23 protein-coding genes are annotated in these 24,102 nt (G+C 66.8%); 15 read left to right on the top strand and 8 right to left on the bottom strand.

Annotation, left to right across the window (positions count from 1 at the left end; all coding sequences use genetic code 11):
• Positions 1-19: 19 nt before the first annotated feature.
• From M2337_RS07135 to M2337_RS07105, 7 genes are all read left to right on the top strand, one after another.
• Positions 20-1,468, top strand: a complete 1,449-nt coding sequence (locus tag M2337_RS07135; RefSeq protein ID WP_264569650.1) for a TolC family outer membrane protein — start codon at positions 20-22, stop codon at positions 1,466-1,468.
• A gap of 23 nt (positions 1,469-1,491) precedes the next feature.
• Positions 1,492-2,073, top strand: coding sequence for a DUF2497 domain-containing protein (locus M2337_RS07130; RefSeq protein ID WP_264569649.1), 582 nt, complete (start codon positions 1,492-1,494; stop codon positions 2,071-2,073).
• 291 nt (positions 2,074-2,364) lie between these two features.
• Entirely contained in the window at positions 2,365-5,199 is a 2,835-nt protein-coding gene (locus M2337_RS07125; protein ID WP_264569648.1) for a valine--tRNA ligase, read from the top strand.
• Between the two features lie 18 nt (positions 5,200-5,217).
• On the top strand, positions 5,218-6,720 hold the full coding sequence (locus M2337_RS07120) for an MATE family efflux transporter (protein ID WP_264569647.1): 1,503 nt from the start codon (positions 5,218-5,220) through the stop codon (positions 6,718-6,720).
• Positions 6,721-6,730: 10 nt separating this feature from the next.
• The gene (locus tag M2337_RS07115; protein ID WP_264569646.1) at positions 6,731-7,483 is read left to right on the top strand and encodes an SDR family oxidoreductase; all 753 of its coding nucleotides are present in this window, start codon (positions 6,731-6,733) and stop codon (positions 7,481-7,483) included.
• 97 nt (positions 7,484-7,580) lie between these two features.
• Entirely contained in the window at positions 7,581-8,468 is an 888-nt protein-coding gene (gene htpX, locus M2337_RS07110; protein WP_264569645.1) for a zinc metalloprotease HtpX, read from the top strand.
• On the top strand, positions 8,461-8,898 hold the full coding sequence (locus tag M2337_RS07105; RefSeq protein ID WP_413716191.1) for a metallopeptidase family protein: 438 nt from the start codon (positions 8,461-8,463) through the stop codon (positions 8,896-8,898). Before htpX ends, M2337_RS07105 begins: the two co-directional genes overlap by 8 nt.
• Here the strand turns inward: M2337_RS07105 and M2337_RS07100 are convergent.
• The 8 genes from M2337_RS07100 to M2337_RS07065 form a co-directional block, all read right to left on the bottom strand.
• Positions 8,855-10,189, bottom strand: coding sequence for a sensor histidine kinase (locus M2337_RS07100; protein WP_264569644.1), 1,335 nt, complete (start codon positions 10,187-10,189; stop codon positions 8,855-8,857). The genes M2337_RS07105 and M2337_RS07100 overlap by 44 nt on opposite strands.
• A complete protein-coding gene (locus M2337_RS07095; protein ID WP_264569643.1) occupies positions 10,186-10,902 on the bottom strand; it encodes a response regulator transcription factor in 717 nt (238 codons plus the stop codon). The genes M2337_RS07100 and M2337_RS07095 overlap by 4 nt, the downstream gene beginning before the upstream one ends.
• A gap of 47 nt (positions 10,903-10,949) precedes the next feature.
• Complete coding sequence (locus tag M2337_RS07090) at positions 10,950-11,879, bottom strand: intradiol ring-cleavage dioxygenase (protein ID WP_264569642.1); 930 nt, start codon at positions 11,877-11,879, stop codon at positions 10,950-10,952.
• Positions 11,880-11,979: 100 nt separating this feature from the next.
• Positions 11,980-13,506 carry an ATP-binding protein gene (locus M2337_RS07085; protein WP_264572205.1) on the bottom strand — a complete coding sequence of 509 codons (1,527 nt, stop codon included), beginning with the start codon at positions 13,504-13,506 and terminating at the stop codon, positions 11,980-11,982.
• A 239-nt stretch (positions 13,507-13,745) separates the two neighbouring features.
• Positions 13,746-14,531, bottom strand: coding sequence for a TIGR02186 family protein (locus tag M2337_RS07080; protein ID WP_413716190.1), 786 nt, complete (start codon positions 14,529-14,531; stop codon positions 13,746-13,748).
• Positions 14,528-15,442 (bottom strand): sulfite exporter TauE/SafE family protein, encoded by a 915-nt coding sequence (locus tag M2337_RS07075; RefSeq protein WP_181558917.1) that lies wholly within the window; start codon positions 15,440-15,442, stop codon positions 14,528-14,530. Before M2337_RS07075 ends, M2337_RS07080 begins: the two co-directional genes overlap by 4 nt.
• 55 nt (positions 15,443-15,497) lie before the next feature.
• Complete coding sequence (locus M2337_RS07070; protein WP_264569641.1) at positions 15,498-16,583, bottom strand: hypothetical protein; 1,086 nt, start codon at positions 16,581-16,583, stop codon at positions 15,498-15,500.
• Positions 16,580-17,977: a glycosyl transferase family protein gene (locus M2337_RS07065; protein WP_264569640.1), complete on the bottom strand. Its 1,398-nt coding sequence runs from the start codon at positions 17,975-17,977 to the stop codon at positions 16,580-16,582. Before M2337_RS07065 ends, M2337_RS07070 begins: the two co-directional genes overlap by 4 nt.
• Positions 17,978-18,198: 221 nt before the next feature.
• Between M2337_RS07065 and M2337_RS07060 the strand changes: the two genes are divergently transcribed.
• The 8 genes from M2337_RS07060 to M2337_RS07025 all read left to right on the top strand — a co-directional run bounded on the left by M2337_RS07060 (position 18,199) and on the right by M2337_RS07025 (position 24,096).
• On the top strand, positions 18,199-18,849 hold the full coding sequence (locus M2337_RS07060) for a nicotinate-nucleotide adenylyltransferase (protein ID WP_264569639.1): 651 nt from the start codon (positions 18,199-18,201) through the stop codon (positions 18,847-18,849).
• A 20-nt stretch (positions 18,850-18,869) separates the two neighbouring features.
• The gene (gene rsfS / locus M2337_RS07055) at positions 18,870-19,271 is read left to right on the top strand and encodes a ribosome silencing factor (protein ID WP_181561330.1); all 402 of its coding nucleotides are present in this window, start codon (positions 18,870-18,872) and stop codon (positions 19,269-19,271) included.
• 28 nt (positions 19,272-19,299) lie between these two features.
• The gene (locus M2337_RS07050) at positions 19,300-19,725 is read left to right on the top strand and encodes a 23S rRNA (pseudouridine(1915)-N(3))-methyltransferase RlmH (RefSeq protein WP_264569638.1); all 426 of its coding nucleotides are present in this window, start codon (positions 19,300-19,302) and stop codon (positions 19,723-19,725) included.
• A gap of 3 nt (positions 19,726-19,728) precedes the next feature.
• The gene (locus M2337_RS07045; protein WP_264569637.1) at positions 19,729-21,009 is read left to right on the top strand and encodes a murein hydrolase activator EnvC family protein; all 1,281 of its coding nucleotides are present in this window, start codon (positions 19,729-19,731) and stop codon (positions 21,007-21,009) included.
• 108 nt (positions 21,010-21,117) lie between these two features.
• Positions 21,118-22,467: a S41 family peptidase gene (locus M2337_RS07040; protein ID WP_264569636.1), complete on the top strand. Its 1,350-nt coding sequence runs from the start codon at positions 21,118-21,120 to the stop codon at positions 22,465-22,467.
• An 8-nt stretch (positions 22,468-22,475) separates the two neighbouring features.
• Positions 22,476-22,967, top strand: coding sequence for a disulfide bond formation protein B (locus tag M2337_RS07035; RefSeq protein ID WP_264569635.1), 492 nt, complete (start codon positions 22,476-22,478; stop codon positions 22,965-22,967).
• Positions 22,964-23,515 (top strand): demethoxyubiquinone hydroxylase family protein, encoded by a 552-nt coding sequence (locus M2337_RS07030; protein WP_264569634.1) that lies wholly within the window; start codon positions 22,964-22,966, stop codon positions 23,513-23,515. Before M2337_RS07035 ends, M2337_RS07030 begins: the two co-directional genes overlap by 4 nt.
• A gap of 14 nt (positions 23,516-23,529) precedes the next feature.
• On the top strand, positions 23,530-24,096 hold the full coding sequence (locus M2337_RS07025) for a hypothetical protein (RefSeq protein ID WP_264569633.1): 567 nt from the start codon (positions 23,530-23,532) through the stop codon (positions 24,094-24,096).
• Positions 24,097-24,102 lie beyond the last annotated feature (6 nt).

Raw genomic sequence — 24,102 nt, 5'->3', positions numbered from 1 at the left:
CCGGAAGCCTCGACCGCTTATGCTCATCCGCCGGACCAAGCCCCTCGCGATGCTCGCCGCTCTGCTGAGCACCAGCACCCTCCCCGCCCAGGCCGAGACGCTGCAGGAAGCACTGGCCGCGGCCTATCGGGACAACCCGACGCTGACGGCGGCGCGGGCGGGCCAGCGAGCGACGGACGAGAATTTCAACATCCAGAAGGCCAATGGCCTGCCGGATGTGGGCGTCTCCTCCACCTATAACGAGTTCGCTCATGAGCGCCCGCTCAATCCGCTGGCGCCCTCCCGCTCGCTCACCACGCTGCTGAGCGTGAGCGTGCCGGTCTATTCCGGCGGCCGAGTGCGCAATGCGCTGGCCGGCGCCCGCGAGCGCATCGAGGCCGGGCAATATGATCTGCGCGCCACCGAGCTCTCCATCTTCTCGCAGGTGGTGGCGGCCTATATGGACGTGATCCGCGCGGAGTCCGTCGTGGGCCTCAGCCGCAACAATGTGCAGGTGCTCGAGGTCAATCTGCGGGCGACCAACAATCGCTTCCAGGTCGGTGATCTCACCCGCACGGACGTCGCCCAGTCCGAGTCGCGCCTTTCGCTGGCCCGCGCGGACATGCAGACGGCCGAAGCCTCGCTGATCGAGGCGCGCGAGCGCTACATCCAGTTGGTCGGCCACGAGCCGGTCGACTTGCAGACCCCGCCGCAATTGCCGGGCCTGCCCGCGACGCCTGACGAAGCCGTCGATATCGCCATGGCCCAGAATCCCGATCTGCTCGCGGCCCGCAACATCCGCGAAGCCGCGGCCTATGACGTGCGCGTGGCGAAAGGCCAGCGGCTGCCGACGGTCTCCGCCTTTGCCAGCGGCCAGCATTATACCGATCTCGCCTCCCGCGGCGCCGCCAACGAGGCGCAGGACAGCGGCCAGGTGATCGTCGGCGCCCGCCTTTCCATGCCGCTCTATCAGGGCGGCCGGCCCGGGGCGCAGGTCCGCCAAAGCCAGGCCTATCAGCAGCAGGCAATGGAAACCGAGACCGCCGTCGAGCGCAGCGTGATCGCGCAGACCCGCTCGCTCTATTCGAGCTGGCAGGCGAGCAATGAAGTGATCGCCTCCAATCGCGTGGCGGTGGATGCGAGCGGCCTCTCCCTGCGCGGCGTGCGCGCCGAGAACAGCGTGGGCACCCGCACTATCCTCGACATCCTGAACGCCGAGCAGGAAAGCTTCATCGCCAGCGTTCAGCTCGTTACGGCAGAGCGCAATGCCTATGTCGCGGCCTTCTCGCTGCTGGCCGCGATGGGCCGGATCAACCCGACGGACTTCGGCATCGCGCCCGAGCAGGTCATCAACCCGGCCGACAACTTCCAGCGCGTGAAGGGCAAGTGGTTCGACTGGGACGATGACGCCAAGCCGGCGCCCATTTCGTCCCGCACGGTTGACTCTGCCGCCCAAAACGCGACAGTAAACGCTTCAGACACCAACTGAGCGCAGGAACCATGATGGGGGCGATGCAGAACGAGCCGTCGATGGAGGAAATTCTCTCTTCCATCAAACGGATCATCGCCGAGGAGGACGGCCTTTCCGCGACGCCGCGCGTGCCGCGCCGGGCCGCCATGGCGAGCGTGAGCGCCAGCCTGGATGACCAGATTCTGGAGCTGACGGACGCGCTGCCCGGCGACAATGCCGACGGGGCCGAGAGCGACGACTCGCATGAGGAGCCGATGATGAGCGCCCCCGCCAAGCCCGCCCCAGCCGCTGTGGAGCAGAAAGCCGAGCCAAAGAGCGCCGAGTCTAAAAGCAGAGCCGCCGCCAAGCCGCGCGCTGCTGCGGCCTCCGCCGATGGTGCCCCCGCTGTATCCACGACGGCCGCCACGCTCGTCTCGGACGAGAAGGCCCGCGCTGCCCGCGATTCGCTCGTCAACCTCTCGCGGCTGCTCATCAGCCCGGAAGACAGCCAGCCCAACACGGTCGAAGGCCTGGTGCGCGAGATGCTGCGCCCCATGCTCAAGGAATGGCTGGACGAGAACCTGCCCGGCATGGTCGAGACGATGGTGAAGCGCGAGATCGACCGGATCACCGGCCGAGTATGATGGCCGGGCCGCGGCCCTCCATCGCAGCGGTTCGGCAGATTTGAGAGCGGCAATCCCGGCTCGCAACATCAGATAAGCGTCTGAGCGTCACGGGACGACTGCATTCCCTTTCGGATGGAACAAGCAGTGCTCCTGCGCAGGCAGGAGTCCAGGGCGCATGGCGCCGCCCTTCCCCGCCCTGTACTCCCGCTTTCGCGGGAGAACAACGTATGCGAGGTGGCGCAACGCCGCCTTCCCCTCCCCCCGCGCACCCACTGGCGCGGCGCGGCAAGACTGATTAAGGCCCCAGCCATGACGAACACGCCCATCACCGAGCTTGCAAAGACCTTCGATCCCGCCGCGATCGAGGCGAAATGGTATCCGCATTGGGAGCAGACCGGCCAGTTCCGCCCGGCGCGCCCGGATGCACAGCCCTTCACCATCGTCAATCCGCCGCCGAACGTCACCGGCAGCCTGCACATCGGCCACGCGCTCGACAACACGCTGCAGGACATCGTGATCCGCTACGAGCGGCTGCGCGGCAAGGATGCGCTGTGGGTGGTCGGCACGGACCATGCCGGCATCGCCACGCAGATGGTCGTCGAGCGGCAGATGAACGCGAAGGGCCAGAAGCGGACCGACTATTCCCGCGAGGGCTTTGTCGAGAAGGTGTGGGAATGGAAGCATGAGAGCGGCGGGACGATCACCGGCCAGCTCCGGCGCCTGGGCTGCTCGATGGACTGGAGCCGCGAGCAGTTCACCATGGACCCGCATTTCACCCGCGCCGTGGTGAAGGTGTTCGTCGATCTCTACAATCAGGGGCTTCTGTATCGCGACAAAAGGCTGGTGAACTGGGACCCGGGCCTCAAGACCGCGATCAGCGACCTTGAGGTCGAGACGCGCGAGGTCAAGGGCGGATTCTGGCACTTCAAATATCCGCTGGCCGATGGCGTGCGCCTCGATGGGCCGGGCGTTGAGGGCCAGGACTTTATTGAGGTGGCGACCACCCGCCCCGAGACGATGCTGGCCGACATGGCCGTGGCCGTGAATCCGGACGACGCGCGCTATGCCTCTGTCATCGGCAAGCATGTCATCCTGCCGATCACCGGCCGCCGCGTCCCCATCGTCGCCGACGAGCATGCCGATCCGGAACTGGGCTCGGGCGCGGTGAAGATCACGCCGGGCCATGATTTCAACGACTTCGAAGTCGGCAAGCGCGCCGGCATCGCGCCCGCGCAGATGCTCAACATGCTCGATGCGCACGCGAATGTCGTCCAGACGGCCGACGGCCTCGTCCCCGCCGACTTCATCGGGCTGGAGCGCTTCGAGGCGCGCAAGCTGGTGGTGGAGCAGCTGAAGGCGCTGGGGCTCCTCATCCCCCACGTCACCCGCGACAAAGAAGGCAACGAGACCGAGCACGACGCCGAACCGCGCACGATCCAGACGCCCTATGGCGACCGCTCCGGCGTGGTCATCGAGCCCTGGCTGACCGACCAATGGTATGTCGACGCCGCGACGCTGGCCAAGCCGGCCATCGAGGCGGTGCGCTCGGGCGCGATCGAGATCGTGCCGAAGAGCTGGGAGAAGACCTATTTCAACTGGATGGAGAACATCCAGCCTTGGTGTGTGTCACGGCAATTGTGGTGGGGGCACCGGATTCCGGCTTGGTTTGACGAGGATGGCAATGTCTTCGTTGCCGAGACCGAGGAAGAGGCGCAGGCCAAGGCCGGCAATCGCAGACTGACCCGCGATGAGGACGTGCTCGACACGTGGTTCTCCTCCGCGCTGTGGCCGTTCGCGACGCTGGGTTGGCCGGAAGGAAACCCCTCTCCCCTTGAGGGAGAGGGGGGAGCGCCTTCAGGCGCGGAGGGAGAGGGGTCCGGCGCGAACGCGGCGGCTAACGCCGCCGACCCCTCTCCCAACCCTCTCCCTCAAGGGGAGAGGGCTTCGTCCCTTCTCGCCAAACATTACCCCAACGACCTCCTCATCTCCGGCTTCGACATCCTGTTCTTCTGGGATGCGCGGATGGCGATGCAGGGCATTCATTTCATGAAGGAGGTGCCGTGGAAGCGGCTGTACCTCCATGGCCTCGTGCGCGCGGCGGATGGGCAGAAAATGTCCAAATCCAAGGGCAATGTGGTCGATCCGCTCGGGCTCATCGACCAATATGGCGCCGACGCGCTGCGCTTCTTCATGGCGGCCATGGAGAGCCAGGGCCGCGACGTGAAGATGGATGAGAAGCGCGTCGAGGGCTATCGCAACTTCGCCACCAAGCTGTGGAACGCGGTGCGCTTCGCCCAATCCAACGGCATCGGCGCGAGCGAGAGCGTTGCCGCGCCCGCCGCCACGCTGGCGGTGAACAAGTGGATCATCGGCGAAGTCGTCAGCACTGTCGCCGAGCTGGACAAGGCGCTGGCCGACCTGCGCTTCGATGCCGCCGCCAATGCCATCTACCATTTCGTGTGGGATCAGTTCTGCGACTGGTATCTGGAGCTGATCAAGGGCAATATCGACGCGGAGACCACGGCCGTCGCCGGCTGGGTGATCGACCAGATTCTCGTCATGCTCCACCCGTTCATGCCGTTCATCACCGAGGAGCTGTGGCATGCGCAGGGCGCGCGGCCCTATGACCTGATCGTGGCGCAATGGCCGGCGCCCGCCGCGCAGGTGGATGCGCAGGCCAGCGCGGAGATCGACTGGCTGATCCGTATGGTGAGCGAAATCCGCACCGCCCGCGCCGAACTGGGCGTGCCGCCGGGCGCCAAGCTTACGGCCATCGTGAACGAGGCCAATCCGCAGACGCGGGGCCGGGTCGAGCGGCTCACCCCTGCCCTCTCCCGCCTCGCGCGCATCGAGACTTGGCAGTTCGACGGTGAGGCGACCGGCGGCGCGGCACAGGTGGTCGTGGACGAAGCGACCGTCGTCCTCCCGCTCGAAGGCGTCATCGACATCGAGGCCGAACGCGCTCGGTTGACAAAGTCCCTTCATGCCGCGCAGAAGGAGGCCAAGTCGCTCGAGGGGCGCCTCGCCAACCCGGCATTTGTCGAGAAGGCCAAGCCCGAAGCGGTCGAGAAGGCGCGTGCCGACCATGCCGAGAAAGTCGCGGAATTCCAGCGTCTGGAGGCTGCTCTGACGCGTCTTGGATAAGGACGTGGGCACGAAGCGATGAGCGAGACTCCATCATGGGACGATTCGGGGGAGCGGCAACCGGCCGCAGACCCCGAGACGGAGGCGCTGGTCGAGGATAGTGGCCTCGTGCCCGGCCCGCGCCACATCCGTGGCGGGCGGGACCTGACGAGCGGGCCGATCTTCGGAACGCTGGTGCTCTTCACCCTGCCGACGCTCGCCTCCAACATCCTCCACACGCTCAACGGCTCGATCAACTCGATCTGGGTTGCGCATTTCCTGGGCGAAGCGGCGCTCGCGGCCACCGCCAATGCGAACATCATCATGTTCCTGATGTTCTCACTGATCTTCGGCTTCGGCATGGCGGCCAATGTCGTCGTCGGGCAGGCTTTCGGGCGCGGCGACCTGCGGGCCGCGCGCCACGCTTTCGGCTCGGCGATCGGCTTCTGCCTCGGCATGGCGTTCGTCATCGCCATCGGCGGTTTCCTGTGGTCGGACCGCATCCTCGCGATGCTCTCCACCCCGCCGGAGGTCTTCCGCCTCGCCCGCGCCTACCTGCACTTCGTCTTCCTCGGCCTGCCCGGCGCGATGATGTTCGTGATGCTGATGATGGGCCTGCGCGGCAGCGGCGATTCCATGACGCCCTTGTGGTTCATGATCCTGACCGTCTTGCTGGATATCCTGCTCAACCCGGTGTTCATCCTCGGCCTTGGCCCGGCGCCGGAAATGGGGATCGCCGGCTCGGCCTTCGCCACCGCCGTCGCCAATTACGGCGGCCTGTCGGCGATGATCGCCTATATCTACTGGCGCGACCTGCCGCTGCGGTTGCGCGGGACTGAGTGGGGCTATCTCAAGCCCGACTGGGCGCTGCTGCGCATCGTCGCCGGGCGCGGCGTGCCGATGGGCCTGCAGATGGTGATCTTCTCGCTCTCCACGCTGGTCGTCATCGGCTTCGTCAACCGCGAGGGCACGACCACCGTGGCCGCCTTCGCCGCCGCCCAGCAATTGTGGAACTACATCCAGATGCCGGCCATGGCGGTCGGCGGTGCGGTTTCCGCCATTGCCGCCCAGAATATCGGCGCGGGCAAGTGGGACCGGGTGGAGCGCACCACGTTGGTTGCCGTCGGCGTCAATCTGGCGATGACCGGCAGCCTCATCATGCTCGTCATGCTGTTCACGCGGCCCATCCTCGCCCTGTTCCTGGAAGGCGGCGGCGATGCCATCGAGATCGGCCGCCACATGATGAACATCGTCAACTGGAGCTTCCTGCTGTTCAGCGTGACCACGGTCATGTTCGGCACGATGCGCGCCAATGGCGTGGTGCTGGCGCCGCTGTTCATCCTCACCTTCTCGCTGTTTCTGGTGCGGATCGGCTTCTACTTTGCCAGCTATCCCTATCTCGGCGCGGATGGGCTGTGGTGGAGCTTCAATGCCTCCGCGGCCGTCTCCTTGCTGCTGGGCTGGGCCTATTATCGCTGGGCGCGCTGGCGGGAGGCGAGCCTGGGGATGCCGGGCAGCGCGCCGGTTCACAGCGCAGGGTGAGGGCAACGATATGATGCGCGTTCTGGTCACCGGCGGCGCAGGCGGCATCGGCCTCGCCATCGCCCGGCGCTTCCATGCCGAGGGGCATCGCGTGCTGATCGGGGATGTGGACCGGGACGGCATCGGCAAGGCCCTTGCCGCGCACCCCGGCATGGTCGGTGCGCGGTGCGATGTGTCACAGGTCGCCGAGATCTACAGCCTGTTCGAAGCTGTTTCGGCGCACCTAGGCGGGCTGGACGTGCTGGTGAACAATGTCGGCATCGGTGGACCCACCGCACCGGCGGACGAGCTGCCCAGCGCTGACTGGCGCGCGGTGATGGACATCAACCTCACCGGCACGTTCGAGGTCACCCAGCGGGCGATTCCGTTGCTCAAGGCCAGCGCCGGGACGATCATCACCCTGTCGTCCGCCGCCGGGCGCTATGGCTACCCCAACCGCATTGCCTATGCGACGAGCAAATGGGGCCTCATTGGCTTCACCAAGACGCTGGCGATGGAACTCGGCCCGTTCGACGTGACCGCCAACGCGATCCTGCCCGGTGCGGTCGGCGGCGAGCGGTTCGACCGGGTGATCGCGGGTCGTGCGACCGTCAGCGGGCGCAGCGTGGCGGAGGAAACCGCGCTCGGCCTTGCCTCGCAATCGCTCAAGCGCATCGTGCCGCCCGAACATGTCGCCGATCTGGCGCTGTTCCTCACGACACCGGCCGGGCGCTCCATCTCCGGCGCGGCGCTGCCGATCGACTGCGATCTCCAGCACGGCTGAGCGCCAAATTCACCTCGGCTCCCATTGCGGGCAAACACCGGTCCACCTACATATTGGCAAGGTCTTTTCCGGGTTTTTCCTCAGGGAGTTGAAGACGTTGAATATGATGAAGACGGCCATGCTGCTGGCAGCGCTCACCGCGCTGTTCATGGCTCTGGGGTATATGTTCGGCGGTGCGGGCGGCGCGATGATCGCGCTGCTGGTCGCGGCGGGCATGAACCTGTTCACATACTGGAATGCCGACAAGATCGTCCTGCGCATGCACAATGCGCGCGAGGTCGACATGGCCTCCGCGCCGGATTTCTACGGCATGGTGCGCGATCTCGCCCGCAATGCCGGCCTGCCGATGCCGCGCGTCTATATCGTGGAGGATCCTAGCCCCAATGCTTTCGCGACGGGCCGCAATCCGCAGAATGCCGCCGTGGCGGCCACGACCGGCCTGCTGCACATGCTGGACCGCGATGAAGTCGAGGCGGTAATGGCGCATGAGCTCGGCCACGTCCGCAATCGCGACACGCTGGTGATGACCATGGTCGCGACCATTGCCGGCGCTATCTCGATGATCGCCAATTTCGCGCTGTTCTTCCGGGGCGGCAATGGCAATGGCGGCAACCCGCTCGCGGCGATCCTCGCCGTGCTGGTCGCGCCCTTTGCGGCGATGATCGTGCAGATGGCGATCAGCCGCACCCGCGAATATGGCGCGGACAAGGCCGGTGCGGAGATCAGTGGCAATCCCCATGCGCTGGCATCCGCTCTCGCCAAGATCGCCGGCGCGGCGCAGCGCCGCCCGACACAGGCGGTGGCGCAGAACCCGGCGGCGGCGCAGCTCTACATCGTGCCGACCAGCGTCTCCGAGCTGTTTTCGACCCACCCCAAGACCGAGAAGCGCATTTCCGCGCTGCAGGCCATGGGACCGGGCAGCAGCGCGCGCCCGGCGGCGCTCCGTCGTGGGCGCTCGGCGCTGGACCCGTTCGCGCGTGACTGAACCCCTGCGCCACGCGCCGGACGCCACCGTGCTGGAGCGCCTGGCGCGGCAGGCCATTGCGGCGATGCCGCCGCTGTTTCAAGAGCATCTCGATGGCATTGCGATCCAGATCGAGGAGTTCGCCGAGCAGGATGTGCTCGATGAGCTGGGCATCGAAGACCCTTGGGAGCTGACCGGGCTTTATCAGGGCCATGCCCTGACCGAGCAGAGCATCTGGTCATCCGGCGATCTGCCGCCGATCATCCGCCTCTACCGCCGGCCGTTGCTGGACGAATGGGTGGACAGCGGCGTCGCGCTGGACGCGCTGATCGCCCATGTCATCGTCCATGAGGTGGGCCACCATTTCGGCTTTTCCGACGAGGATATGCACGCGATTGAGGAAAGCGTCACGCCGGAGTCGGAGCCTGCCATTCCGAAGCGGGGAGCGTAAGGACGAAGCTGGCACCGCCCTGCGGGCGCGTCCGGGCCACCAGCGTCCCGCCATGCGCTTCGGCAATGGACCGCGCGACGGCAAGGCCAAGACCGACGCCAGCGGTTTCCCGGCTACGGGAGGTTTCGACGCGGAAGAATGGCTCGAACAGCCTTTCCTGCAGGGCCGGAGGGAAGCCAGGGCCATCATCCGCAACGGTGAGAACGATCTCGCCATGCGCCTCCACGATCGTGATGAAGCCGCCGCCCGCATAGCGCTGGGCATTGGCGACCAGGTTGCCGATCAGGCGCTGAATCGCGAGACGGTCCCCCCATATCCAGGCGGCCGCAGGCGCTTCCGCCAGAACCATCGCGGGGCCGGTGGTGCTGCGATCCACCACATCGCGCGCGACGGCTGCGATATTCACCAGCCCGGTCTCGAGCTGCCCCGTTCCCTTGGCATAAGCCAGAATGCTGGCAATCAGAGCCGCCAGTTCGGCCAGATCCTTCTCGGCGTCGGCGCGGATATCCTTGGGCAATCTGGCGACGCGAAACTCCAGGCGGGCCAACGGGCTTGCCATGTCATGCGCGATCGCCGCGAGCATCATGGTGCGGCTTTCCACCAGATCCGCGAACCGATCCCGCATGGCCGCTATGGTGGTCGCCAGCTGGGCAATCTCGGGCGGGCCATCCACGAAAATGGGGCTACGCTTGCCCTCGACATAAGCCTGGTCGGCTTGTTGGGCGAGCCGGTGGAGTGGCGCTACGATCCCGCGTCCCATCAGCGCAGCGCCAATCCCAAGAACGATCGCAACGACAATCGTGACGAGAAGCACAGTGCGATGCCAGGCCGTGAAAACCGGCTGCGGCGCGCTGCGAACGATCTGCCACCCCCCGGTATCGTCCCGCACGGCGGCGGAGAACGATCCGAACAACGCGCTCGGCGCGGGCGCGGCCCGATGGCCGCCCGCAGGCCCGGCTGCGATTTCGCTTGCCAGCCTGACGTGCGACGGCGGGAGGTTCATGATGCTGGCCAGCTGCGCCTCGTAGCGCTCGTTCCGCTGCTCGTCCGCACGCGGCGTGAACGAGGCGGCGGTCTCGCGCGGCATGAGGCCCGAATCCCTCTCCAATGTCGGACGCCCGGCGAGGGTAGCCGCTAGCTCGATGAGCTGCACAGGCGCTGCCCGTGGGGGCGGGCCGATGAAAGTGGTGAGGAAATTGGCCATCGTCGAGAGCAGCAACGCCCCGAAGAGGAGAACGCCAAGCTGCCGGGAAATGCTCCAGCGTGCAAGACCAGATAGGCGCACGGTCACGACCGCCGCACGAGCAGATAGCCTTCGCCCCGGACCGTGCGGATCAGCTCCGACGCATCGTGCTCCGCAAGCTTCGCGCGCAGGCGGGAGATGCCGACATCGACGGCCCGGTCATAGAACTCGGCATCCGCCCCGTGGACATCAAACATCAGCGTATCGCGGCTGACCACCCGCCCCGGTCGCCTGAGCAGGGCGAGGAGCAGCCGATACTCGTTGGTCGTCAGTTCAACAGTTGTGCCGCCGGGCGAAACCAGTCCATAGCTTGCGGGCAGCGCCACCCAGCCATCAAACCGGATCGCCTCGACCTCCTCTTCTTCCGGCCCGCGTCCCGCAGTCCTGCGACGCAGCACCGCACGCACGCGGGCAAGCAATTCCCGGGGATTGACCGGCTTTGCGATATAGTCGTCCGCCCCCAGTTCCAGTCCAAGAATTCTATCGACATCGGAGGCCATGGCGGAGAGCATCAGGATGGCCGGCCGATCGGCCTTCCCCGCGATGTCCTTGAGGACAGAAAGACCATCCTCGACAGGCATCATCACGTCGAGGATGATGGCATCCGGTCGGTCAGTGCCCAGCAACAGTCGCAGTTCAGCACCGCTTCCCACAGCGCTGACCCGCAGCTCATGCGCCTCGAGATATTCACAGATCAGCGTGCGCAGCTCAGCGTCATCGTCAAGCACGACCACATGCTTGCGCTCGCCGGAGTCATTCATCGATCACCCCCCGTGCGCATCAGAACCCGTTATTTCCCACCGGCGGGTCAGGTTGCAATGCCGATGGTCGCGGTCGCTGCATAGCCGTTACTCGTATCCCCGGTCGCAGCGAGAGTCATCACTGCCATCTGCGCCGACGAGTTGTCGCCGAACACATTGTCGTTGGCAATCGACGCATTGTTATAGGCCGATCGGCTACTTGCGTAGGTCGACGTTGCATAGACTTCCGCGCATTGCGTCGCCGGGAGGGCAAATTGCGAAATCAGCACGGCATACCGTCCGCTGGTTGCATTGGACAAACTGGAAAACACTTCAAAATGGATGTGCGGATAGCGTCCGTTGTAACAGCCGGGGAAGATGGTGGTGAATGTCACCTGCCCATTGGCATCCGAAACCTGAATGCCGCGCAGATAGCTTTCCGCCGGAAGATCATACAAAGAATAATCGCCGCTACGATCACAATGCCACATGTACACGGCGTAACCTGCAAGGGGCGCGCAGCTGTTATTGGCATTCACCAGGGTGATCGTCACATCCATGCGAATCCCGCTCGCCACTGTGGTTGACGACCCCGCAAAGCTCGAACGGATGTCCTGCCGGACTGCGCCTGTATAGGTCAGCACGTTGGAGGTCACCCCCGAAGAGGTGTTGGTCCCGTCGGCGGGATAAGGCCCGTTGGTCTCGGTTGCCGGGACCGTGCAGGTGCCCGACGATGTGGGGGTCGGCGTGGGCGTCGGCGTGGGCGTCGGAGTCGGTGTTGGCGTCGGCGTGGCGATTGTGGTCGTGCTTGTCGCGCCGCTGCTGCTGTCATTGCCGCAACCGACCAGCAGCGCCGTGCTGCCCGCGCCGCCGAGCCACAGCAACGCGCGCCGTCGACCGACCTCAAGCTTGCGGATGGCGACCAGATCGTGGGCAAGCCCGTGATCGTGATTATTGTCTTGCCGCGCCAATTTCGGCGCCTGGTTCTCGTCAATCATGCAGCAGCTCCTGGGAGTGGAAGCGCCGTGCTACCCCAAAAGCAATTCAGCCGGATTTCGGCATATTACGAAATATTTCAGCGCAGGCCGCGCCGCCCGCTCAGCGGCCCTGATTGCGCCAGCGGTTGATCGTCCGCTCGAGGATTTCCTCCTCGCCGCCGGTCTGGCGCCACAGGTCGGAGAAGACCGGGTCCGCCGATGCCGGGCGGCGGGCGGCTTCGAGATCATCGAAGGCGACGCGGATCGGCACGGTGACGCCCTCGCCGCAGACGATGCACTCGCGGTTGCGCAGGGCCGGGATGGAATCGAGGAAGCCGCGCGAGCCTTCCGGCATCGCTGCCTTCACGAACTGCTGATCGCGCTCGTTGTTGAGGCGCATGGCGATCAGCGTGCCGCATTGGGAGAGCACGCCCTCGGCAAGGTCGGACGGGCGCTGCGTGATCAGCCCCAGCGACACGCCATATTTGCGCCCTTCCTTGGCGATCCGCTCGAGGATCTTGCGGACGCTCTGCCCGGCCTCGATGTTGCTGGAGGGGATGTAGCGATGCGCTTCCTCGCAGACGAGCAGGATGGGCTTCTGCTCCTCGTCCCGCGCCCAGATGGCGAAATCGAAGATCAGCCGCGCCAGCACCGAGACGACGACATGGGTGATCTCGGACGGCATGGCCGAGGTATCGACGATGGAGATCGGCTTGCCCATCGCCGGCAGACGGAAGACCTTGGCGAGGAAATTCTGCATGGAATCCGCCACCAGCATGCCTGAGAACATGAAGCTGAAGCGCGGGTCCGCCTTGATCTCGTCTAGCCGGGTGCGCAGGCGCAGATAGGGCAGCGAATTGGTGCTCTTGTCCAGCTTGCCCATCTCATTGGCGAGGATCGCCGCGAGATCGGAGAGCAGATAGGGAACGGGCGAATCGACCGTCAGCCGCCCGATGCCTTCCGCCAGCCGGCTGCGGCCGCGCGCGGCGAGCAGGCACTTGGCGAGAATGTCGCAATCCTGCGCGCGCTCCGGCCCCTTGGAGGTGACGAGCACTTCGCAATGCTCCTCGAAGTTCATCAGCCAGTAGGGCAGCTCGAGATTGCTGGTATCGTAAACCGCACCATTGCCGGCAAAGGCGGCGCCATATTCGCCATGCGGATCGATCATCACGATGTGCCCCTGCGGCGCCATGTCGCAGATGCGGTGCAGGATGAGCGCAGCGGATGTGGACTTGCCGGTGCCGGTGGAGCCGAGCAGCGCGAAATGCTTGCCGAGCAGCGCATCGACCAGCAGCGAGGCGCGCGTGTTGGCGGTGGGGTAGACCGTGCCGATCTCGATCCGCGCCTGATCATGGGCGGAATAGATCTCCAGCATGTCCGGGCTGGAGACGGGATAGATGGGCGTGCCGGGCACCGGGAAGCGCGTGACGCCACGGCGGAAGCGGAAGATGCGGCCGGTCAGCTGCTCCTGATCGCCCTCCCCCACAAAGTCGATATCGGCGAGGATGTGCGTCGCGGAGCGGGAATCGAGCGCCAGCGTGCGCACCGTCGCGACGATCCAGCAGGCGCCGACCCGCATCTTGAGCTGGCTGCCGACCTGCCCGCCCATGGCGATGCTGGGGTCGCTCTCCCCGGCCAGCTGCTCCATGGCGGCGATGTCGAGCAGGATCTTGGCCGAGCCGCCGGATATCGCGGAGATGACGCCGATCTCGATATCCGAGAAATGCGGCCGCACGCCGGGCTGCGCCACGGCATCGACCGGCACCGGCTGGCCATCCAGATCCCTGCCAGAAAAATAGTTCACCGCGTCGCTCCCACCTGTGGCCAGGATGCAGGGCGTATCGAATATGCGTAAACAAATGCCTGCGCCGTGGGCGCCGCTTGGGCTCAGCGCATTTTCACGCGACCCGCGACGAAGCCGGCGAACATGCCCATAGCGAGCGCCGAGAAGACGGCGACCAGGCCATAAGCCACGCCATGCTCCTGCGCGAAGACGCCGATGTCGCGCTCAAAGCCGGTCTTGTGGACCTCGATCTCGCGCACCGCGGCGGCGAGCACGCGGCCATTCTGCACCAGAAACGTCTCGGCGGTGTAGGTGCCGGTGACCACCCGGGCGGAGAGCGGCAGGCGCGCGCGGTACAGCACGCCATCGGTGATCTCGACCGCCTTGGGCGCCTCCAGATACAGCCCGCTGCGCGCGCGCAGATCATTGAGGCCGCTGGCGAACCGGCCGATCTCCTCGGTATCGCTGAAGGACGCGGGCGAGAGCTGCAGCTTGCTCAGCCCCAGCTCGTAGATCGCGGCCGTACGTTCATCGACGATCTGGTCGATGGGGCGCGAGGACGCCACGGCATAGAAGCTCGGCGCCGAGCGGAAGGCGATGCTGTCGGCATTGACCCACATGCCGGCGAGCTTGCGCTTCTCGCGCACGGTGATCGCCTGGCTGGGGCCCTTGAGCACGACGATGATGTCGACCGGCTCCTCCGGTACGCGCCCACCGGGATAGAGGATCGCGCCGAACAGCAGCAATTCCGCGCCGGTGAAGCTGAACTGGATCTCGACGGTGCGTTGCGAGACATCCGGCACCAGCTGCGGCGCGGCCCGCTGCGCGCTCGCCGGGGCGCCGCCCAGCAGCGCCAGCGCCACCAGCCAGGGGGCGATGCGGGCGATCACTGGACAACCACCGAGTAGATCTCGTCCGGCCGCCAGCCAAGGCCCAGCGCCATGCGGATGGCGATGACCAAAGCGATGAAAGCCAGCGCGACGCGCAGATATTCCGGCCGCGCTCGCATCGAGATGCGGCTGCCGATCTGCGCGCCGGTCACGCTGCCGATGAGCAGCAGGAAGGCGAGGACGAGGTCCACCGCATGGGTGGTGGTGGCGTGGACCATCGTCGTGAACATCGTCACGAACAGGATCTGGAACAGCGACGTGCCGATGACGATCTGCGTCGACATGCCAAGAATGTAGAGCATCGCGGGCACGAGGATGAAGCCGCCGCCCACGCCCATCAACATGGTCATGATGCCCGAGAAGATGCCAAGCAGCAGCGGCGCCAGCGGGGAGATGTAAAGGCCCGAGGCATAGAAGCGCCAGCGCAGCGGCAGCGCCGCCACCAACGGGTGGTGCCGCCGCTTGCGCGCGGCCTGCCGCTGCCCGCGCCGCGCCATCACTAGCGCATGGATCGATTCCCGCGCCATCAACATGCCGATCGAGCCGAGCATCAGCACATAGAGCACGGCGATGGTCGTATCGATCTGGCCCATCCGCTCCAGCACGCGATAGATCACCGCGCCCAGCGCCGCGCCGATAGCGCCCCCGACGACGAGGACGGCGCTCATCTTGAGATCGACCGTCTTGCGGCCGAGATGGCTGAACACGCTGGAAACGCTCGCGCCCATCACCTGCGTGGCGGAGGATGCGGCGGAGACAGTCGGCGGAATGCCGTAGAAGATCAGCAAGGGCGTGGTGAGAAATCCGCCGCCCACGCCGAACATGCCCGAGAGCAGGCCGACAAGGCCGCCCAGGCCGATGATGACCAGGGCGTTCACCGACAGGTTGGCGATCGGCAGATAGATATCCATGTCGCCCTCGGTAGTCGCAAAGCGCCCGATCAAAAAGGGGCTTGCCGCCCGATGCTCAAAAATCCGTCGCGAGCGTGATTGCAGGGCCGCTTGCTGGGCGTGCATTGCCGGCGATGCGGAAGCGCCATTCGGCCGAGAGGCTCAGCCCCGGCCGGGCCCACGGCAGCCGGGCACGGAGTTGCGGCCCGATGTCCAGACGCCGTGCACCGGGCTGGACGCTGCCGGAGAGCGCGCCGCCGACCGCCAGCGCGAGCCCCCGTCCGGGCGGAAACAGCCGGTAAGAGAGGGCAGCCTTGCCGTCCGCAAAGCCATCGCTGCCGGGCAAGCCGACAAATCCGGCCTGTGCATAGCCGTCCGCCTCGACGCGCGGCAGAATCTCGGTGGTGTTGAGGCCGCCGGCCGCCAGCAGGGCGAACCCGTTGCGACCGCCTGTCCCGAGACGCTGGCGGCGTTCCACCATCAGCGAGACTGGCAAGGCAGCGGGCAGCCCGGCCGGGCGCCAGGCGAGGCCGAATGCTCCCTCCTCCGCGAACGGCCGTTCGATCGCGCGGCTGGCCCGTCCGTAGAGGCTGAACACGCCCATCTCGCTGCTGCTGACGCGATAATCGAGCCGGACGCCCATTTGCGATCCGCCGAGCAGCGGCGCAAAGGCGCGCGACCCGCCGGCATCGGGGCGCCAGAACAGCCATGCCTGGCCGGACAAGCGGCCGCTCTTGCGCGCTTCTCGCAGGGTGCTCATCGACGGCTCGCCGAGCACGGTCCCTTGCGAAAGCGTCGCTGCCGAAGCCGGCGCATTGCGCGGAGCGTCCGACCTTGGCTGTGGCATGTCCGTTTGAGGAGCCTGCGCCCAAAGCGCGACGGGTGTCCGGTATGAAGGAACGGTATGGTGAGGCCGCGCCGCCCTGCCTGCCGGTCGGCCGGCGACAGCGAGGGTACCGCCCGACAATCCCGCGCTGCGCTGCCCGTCGCTATCGTCAGCCCGCCCCCCGCCGGTCGGCGCCTCCGCCACAGGCAAGGCCGCAACGTCCGTCGCCCCGCGCTCGCCTTCGGCCATCACGGGCCAGCCCAGCATCACGCCGCGCACGCAGACCCAGCAGCCCAGGACCGCGCCCAAGAACCGCAGCGGCCGCCCGGCGCTCATGCCGAGGCTCCCGTGGCCGCGTCAGGGAAGCGATGGCGCGTCTTGTCCCACACCAGCGCCCGTCCGCGCAGATGCCGCACGTAAATCGAAATGGCACGCCCGGCGGCGAGAATGGCGACGATATTGCCGGTGATCGTGCGGGGCACGGAGAGGAGCGCTTGCCCCCAGCCATAGGCTCGCCAGACGAACAGCATGCGCATGATGAGCCGCCAGGCGAGCAGCACCGCTGTCGCGCGCATCAGCCAGGGCAAGGGCTCGGGCCAGGTCATCGGCGGCAGGCCCATCAAGCTGCGTGTGATGTGGATGAACAGGGCCAGCGCCAGCCCGGCATAAGCCGCGACCAGGACGATCGCTGCCAGCGCCGCGCGTCGATCGCGCAGGCGCATCCAGCGCTCGCGCCAGGGGCCAGACCAGCCGAGCCGATCCCACCCGGCCAGCGCAATACCCACCGTCCAGCGGGCCTTTTGCCGAACGGCGGCGCCCCAACTATCCGGGAAATATTCGCGCGTGGCGATCAGCTCGCCCCTGGCATCGCGCATCCGCACCAAGATGCCGCGCCCGCCGGCATCGCCAATGCGCAGGCCCAGCTCATAATCCTCGGTGAGGCTGGCTTCATCGAATGGGCACCCGCCGCGCTCCACCGCCACGGCGGCGAGCGCGTCGCGGCTGAAGCCGCAGCCGACGCCGGCCGATGGCATGGCTGCGCCCAGCGCTTCCCGCACCGTCAGCGAGGCGCCGTGCGCAACCGCGAATTCATCGAGATAATGGCCCGCAACCCATTGCGAGCGCGCCGATTTGAGCGGAAGGACCGGGAGCTGGACGAGCGCGAAGCGCGGCGCGAGATAGCCGATCACCCGCAGCGCATCGGGATGCACGACATCCTCGGCATCATGCAGCACCACCGTGAGCACGCGGCGCCCCTGCTCGGCTTCCCAGCGCTGCATGGCGACCCACAGCTGGTTCAGGCAATCGGCCTTGGTGGTCGGGCCGGGCCGTTCATTGACCACCAAGGTCACGCGCCCACCGCCCCGCTCGGTGATCAGCGTGCAGACCGCCCACAAGGTCGCCGGATCATTGGGATAGGCGCCAACGAAAATCTGCACATCCTCGCCGGCCCATTTGTCGAGGCAGCCGGTGAGCATGGGACGGATCACGTCCGACTCGTCCCAAGCGGGAATAAACACCGCGATCGGCCCGGCAGAGCCAGCCGGCGGCAAATCCCGGGACGTCATCCGCGCCACCCGGGTGTAGACGGTCAGTGACCGCCAGCCGCGCCGCGCCAAATAGATGAGGTCGATGGCCAGATCATCCAGCCCACCGATGATAAGCCCCAAGGCTGCAAACAAGAGAAGCTCGCTGCACAGCAGCTCGCTCAAAGCGAGTGTCCCACCCATCTTCCCCCCCGAGTCGACACCGCGTTCCCCCTGCGCTGCCGAGCGATTTATTGAGCATAATGAGGGACCTGGAGCAATGATGCTTTTCGCGGCGTTAACGTTTCCGCGGTTCATCCTTGCCATTGCCGGTTTGACCTGATCCCGCCCGGCCTCTAGCGACAGGCCATGAGCTGTTGCGCGCCCGCCCCTGACCAGCCGCAGACTTGCAGGAGCGAGTCTGCGTGACGCGGGGCAAGCGCGTGCCGGTCGGCTTGCTCGGCGGATCGTTCAATCCCGCCCATGGCGGCCACCGCGCCATCTCCTTGTTCGCGCACGGCGCGCTGGGGCTGGATGAGGTCTGGTGGCTGGTCTCGCCGGGCAATCCGCTCAAGCCGCGCGCCGGCATGGCACCGCTGAACGCGCGCGTCGCCAGCGGCAAGGCGGCCGCCCGCCGCGCGCCCATCCGCGTCACCGCCATCGAGCGGGATATGCACACCCGCTACACGCTCGACACGCTGCGCCGGCTGACGCGCCGCTACCCGCATCGCCGGTTCATCTGGCTGATGGGCGAGGACAATCTGGCCCAGTTCCACCAGTGGAAAGGATGGCGCGATATTGCACGAACAACGGCCATTGCTGTTATCGCCCGACCCGGCTATAGTCGGGCGGCTGTAGGCTCACCGGCCATGGCCTGGTTGCGGCGTTTCGTCCGACCCGCCAGTCAGAGCAAAAGCTGGACGACATGGAGACTGCCGGCGCTCGTGCTTTTGCGCTTTCGCCCCGATCCCAGATCAGCCACGCTGCTTCGGCAGAAGGCGCCTCTTTGGCACCGTAGCTTTGCTGATGTTGCGCCGATCGACGGCGTGACCGGTCGCCGCATCCCACAGGAGTGACATTGCCCGACCCGTTACCCATGCCCGCCCGTCCTGCCCCCGCTGGAGGACTGTCCCAACCCGGCATCGATGCATCCTCGGATCGCCTCCTGGCGATCGTTCTGGAATCGCTGGACGATGATCAGGCGCAGGAAGTCGTGAGCATTCCGCTTGCCGGCAAGAGCAGCATTGCCGATCACATCGTGATCGCGTCGGGTCGTTCGTCCCGGCAGGTGGCCGCCATTGCCCAGAAGCTGGCCGAGCGGATCAAGCAGACGATGGGCCGCAATGTCCGCATCGAAGGCCTGCCCGTGGCCGACTGGGTGCTGATCGACGCGGGCGACGTGGTCGTCCATGTCTTCCGCCCGGAGGTCCGCAGCTTCTACAATCTCGAGCGCATGTGGGGTTTCTCGGACGCACCGCTGGCCGCCGGCGAGGCCTGATCTCCTTCAAGCGTACCCCGGGGGCCGAATGCTGCTGCACATCGTCGCACGGGGACGCATCGGCCGCTCGCCAGAGGCCGATCTGGTCGAGCGCTATCTCAAGCGTGTGACGCTGCCCACCAAGGTCACCGAACTGCCGGATCGTGGCGGCAAGGCGCCGCCACCGCTGCCCGCCCAGTCGGTCATGGTGATGCTCGATGAAACCGGCAAGCAGCTGACCTCCATGGCCTTTGCCGAGCAGATCGGCCGCTGGCGGGACGATGGCGTACGCGAATGCCGCTTCATGATCGGCGCGGCGGACGGGTTCGAGACCGCGGACCGGGCCAGCGCGGACCTGCTGATCGCCTTCGGGGCAATGACCTGGCCGCACATGATGGCGCGGGCGATGCTGGCCGAACAGCTCTGGCGCGCCACCAGCATCCTCGCCAACCACCCCTATCACCGGGAGGGATAAGGCGTGGTGGCGGCGAGCTGGACACGACTGCCCCGGCCACTGGCACTGCGGCCGTCACTGCCCGTCATGCTGGCCACCGCTGCCCTGCTCGTCACCGCCATCGCGGCACCGCTGGCTCTCTCTGCCCAGCGCAATCCGGCGCCGCAGGCCGCTCAGGCGGAGATCGCCCGACAGCAGGCCGCGCTGGCTCGCGCCCGCGCGCAGGGCGAGGAAGCCCGCAAGCGTGGCGAAGCGCTGGAGGCCCGTGCCCGCGCGTCCTCCGCAGCAGCCGACAAGACCCGCAACGAGATCGCCGCGCTCGCCGCCCGCATCCAGCAGAGCGAGGCAGATCTGCGCGCGGGCGAGGCACGCATGGCGATCATCATCACGCGCCAGCGCGAGCAGCGGCGCCAGCTCGCCACCCGCCAACAGCCGATCGTGCGACTAACCGCTGCCCTGCAGCAACTGGCCCGGCGCTCGCCCGTGCTTGCACTGGTCGCGCCCGGCACGATCAGCGAGGCGGTGCATCGCCGCATCGCGCTCGCTCAGATATTGCCGACCATCACCGCCTCCACGCAGGATCTGCGGGGCGCCATTGCGCGCAGTGCCGATCTGCAGCGCAGCGCGCAGGCGGCGGCGCAATCCCTCGTCCGCACCCGCGCCGGGCTGAAGACGCAGCAGGCCGCGCTCAGCACGCTTGAGCAGCGCCAGCGCGGCGCCTCCCGGCAATTGCGCGCGGAGGCCAGCCTGCAGACCGAGCGCGCCCTGGCCATGGGCGAGCAGGCCCGCGATATCAGCGATCTGATGGACCGGATCGGCGATGCGGCGCAGGTGCAGGAGGCGTTGCTGCGCCTGCCCGGCCCGATGCCGCGGCCGGCCCGTCCGCAAAACAGCGCCGCACCGGCCCCTGAGCGACCGAGCGTCGCCGCAGGCCAGACCCCGGCCCCGCCCTATCGCCTGCCCGCCATCGGCGACATCGTCACCGGCTTCGGGGAATTGAGCGCAGGCGGCGTGCGCGCGCGGGGCATCACCATGGCGACCGCAGCCGGGGCCGCGGTCATCGCGCCGGCGGCAGGGCGAGTCGCCATTGCCGGGCCGTTTCGCGGCTATGGCAAGATCGTCATCCTGGAGCATCGCGGCGGCTGGACGAGCCTGCTGGCCGGGCTCGACCGGCTGAGCGTGGCGCCGGGAGACTCCCTGCGCCAGGGCGACCCGGTCGGCGCGACCGGCAGCGACCCGGCCCGCCTCATCATCGAGCTGCGCCAACAGGACCGCGCTGTCGATATTGCTTCCCTTGTCCGCTAGCGCCGTTCAGCAGCGCGTAACGCTATCTTCGCTACGCTGGCGTGCGACCTAGGCAGAACCGTTGTTCCTGCTATAGGTCAGGACAGCATTTTTGTCGAAAGCGTCTCCATGGCCAATGCCCGCCGCACCCTGTTTCTCCGTTCCGCCGCGATCCTGGGCGCCATCGCGCTCATTCCCGCGTCGACCTCTGCCGTCACGGAGACCGAGGGCGAGACTTACAAACAGCTCGATCTGTTCATGGACGTGTTCCAGCGGGTGCGCGCCAATTATGTCGAGCAGGTCGATGATGCGACGCTGATCAAGGGCGCCATCGAGGGGATGCTCTCCAGCCTCGATCCGCACAGCGCCTATCTGGATGTCCGCTCCTTCGAGAATCTGCGTACCCAGACCGAGGGCAGCTATGGCGGCCTCGGCCTCTCCGTCACGATGGACGAAGGCGTGGTGAAGGTGATCGCGCCGACCGACGACACCCCCGCCGCGCGCGCGGGCATCAAGGCCGGCGACTATATCACGCATATCGACGGCAAGCTGATTTATGGCGGCACGCTCGATGAAGCAGTCGAGAAGATGCGCGGCGCGCCGAACACCAAGGTGAAGCTCACCATCGCCCGCGAAGGCCGCACCGAGCCGTTCGACGTGGAACTGACGCGCGCGATCATCGATATCAAGCCGGTCAAATGGCAGGTGAAGGGTGATGTCGGCGTCATCAAGATCGTCAGCTTCTCCGCCGACACCGGCGCTGACGTGCAGAGCGCCATTCGCGGCATCGACAAGTCGCTCGGCCACAAGCCGATCGGCTATGTGCTGGATCTGCGTTCCAACCCCGGCGGGCTGCTGGATGAAGCGGTGCGCGTCTCCGACGCCTTCCTCGAGCGCGGCGAGATCGTCTCGCAGCGCGGCCGCCAGCGCGGCGACACCCGGCCTTATTATGCCCGGCCCGGCGATGATGCGCAGGGCCTGCCCGTCGTCGTGCTGATCGATGCGGGGTCGGCTTCCGCCTCCGAGATTGTGGCTGGCGCCCTGCAGGACCAGAAGCGCGCGCTCATCATGGGCGAGCGCAGCTTCGGCAAGGGCAGCGTGCAGACGCTGCTGCCGCTCTCGCAGGATACCGCGCTGCGGCTCACCACGGCGCGCTATTACACGCCATCGGGCCGCTCGGTGCAGGAAGGCGGCATCGAGCCGGACATTCTGGTGCCGCAGCTCTCCGACCCGGATTACGCCAAGCGGCCGAAATATCGCGAAAGCGACCTGCGCCGTCACCTCATCAACGAGGCCAAGCTGGATCGCTCGGAGCTGGAGGCGGACAGCAACCCCGATCCGCGCTTCACCGCAACGGCGGAGGATCTAAAGAAGCAGGGTGTTGAGGACTTCCAGCTCCATTACGCGCTGCAGACTCTCGGCCGCCTGAACGGAACGCCGCAAATGGCGGCAGCCCCGGCGACGAAGGCGCGGCGGTAAACAGACCGATGTCGCGTGACGACTCCCTGTCCCTCGCCCGGTTCGTAGCGGTGATGCTGCCGACCCTGTTGCTGGGCGGCGCGCTGCTCTCGCAACATGTCGGCGGGCTGTTCCCGTGCGAAATGTGCATGTGGCAGCGCTGGCCGCATCTGGGCGCGATCATCGCTGCCCTTGCCGCGATTGCCCTGCGCCGTACCGCGCCGATGAGCGCGATGTTCACCATGCTCGCAGCGCTGGCCGTCGCGACCAGCGGCGCCATCGGCGCATTTCATGCCGGCGTCGAATATGGCTGGTGGCAGGGCCTGACCAGTTGCACGGCGACCATGGACACGTCTTCCGGCCAGTCGATGCTGGATTCGATCATGTCGGCCACGCTGGTGCGCTGCGATGTCGCGCCCTGGTCGATGTTCGGCATTTCGCTCGCCGGCTACAACGCGATCCTCTCGCTGGGCGGGGCGTTGCTGATCCTGGTCCTGGTCCTCAAATGGAGCCGGTCATGACCGACAGCGCGCGCGTCTCGCCCCGTCCCGGCCAGCGCCGTGCGGACCGCGCCGCGATGTTGCGGGTCGATCAGGCCGGCGAATATGGCGCGGTGCGGATTTATGCCGGCCAGCTCGCCGTGCTGGGCGACCGTCATCCGATCAGCCGCGAGATTGCCGGCATGGCCGCTCAGGAAGAGCGCCACCGCGCGCATTTCGATGCGATGATGGTAGAGCGCGGCGTGCGCCCCACGCTGATGCAGCCCTTCTGGCATGTTGCCGGCTTCGCGCTCGGCGCTGCAACCGCGCTCATCGGCCCGCGCGCGGCGATGGCCTGCACCGCCGCCATCGAAACCGAGATCGACGATCATTACGGGCAACAGCTCAAGGAGATCGGCGAGGACGACCCGGCGCTGTCCGAAGCGATCACGGACTTCCAGGCCGAAGAAGTCGAGCATCGCGATGCCGCGATTGCCCATGGCGCAGAATCCGCGCCTGCCTATCCCTTGCTTTTCGGGGCAATCCGGCTTGGCTGCCGCGCTGCCATTGCCCTCTCGAAGCGGATTTAAGAAGGAACCTGTCGATGCGTGCCCTCGTCCTTGCACTCCCCCTCAGCCTCGCTCTTGCGGTCCCTGCTTTCGCGCAGGCCGCCCCGGCCGCTCCCGCTGCCGCCGCCGGGCCGGAGGATGTCGCGAAGGTGAAGCAGGTGTTCGTCTATGGCGAAGACCCGTGCCCGGCGAGCGAGGGCGATGAGATCGTCGTCTGCGCGCGGATGCCCGACAATGATCGCTACCGCATCCCCAAGGAACTGCGCACCGACCCCAACAGCCCGGCCGTGCAAAGCTGGGCCAATCGCGCCCGCTCGATCGAATATGTCGGCGCGTCCGGCACGGACAGTTGCTCGCCCACCGGCTCGGCTGGCTTCACCGGCTGCTTCACGCAGATCGCGCGTGCGGCGCGCGAGGAGCGCCAGAAGATGCTCGGTTCCGGCACCTGGGCCGATGCCGTCGCCAAGGCGCGCGAGGAGCGGCTCGGCAATCTCGATGCCGAATCCGCGCAGATCGAAGCGCAGGCCAAGGCCGATGAGGAGGCCGCGCGCCTCAAGGCGCAGCGTGAGGCCCAGCAGCAGGGTCCGACCGTCACGCCCTGACCGCAC

Source organism: Sphingobium sp. B2D3A (genome assembly GCF_025961795.1).
Classification (GTDB): Bacteria; Pseudomonadota; Alphaproteobacteria; order Sphingomonadales; family Sphingomonadaceae; genus Sphingobium.
The sequence above is the reverse complement of the archived record's forward strand: the minus strand, read 5'-3'. Positions and strand labels throughout refer to the sequence as shown.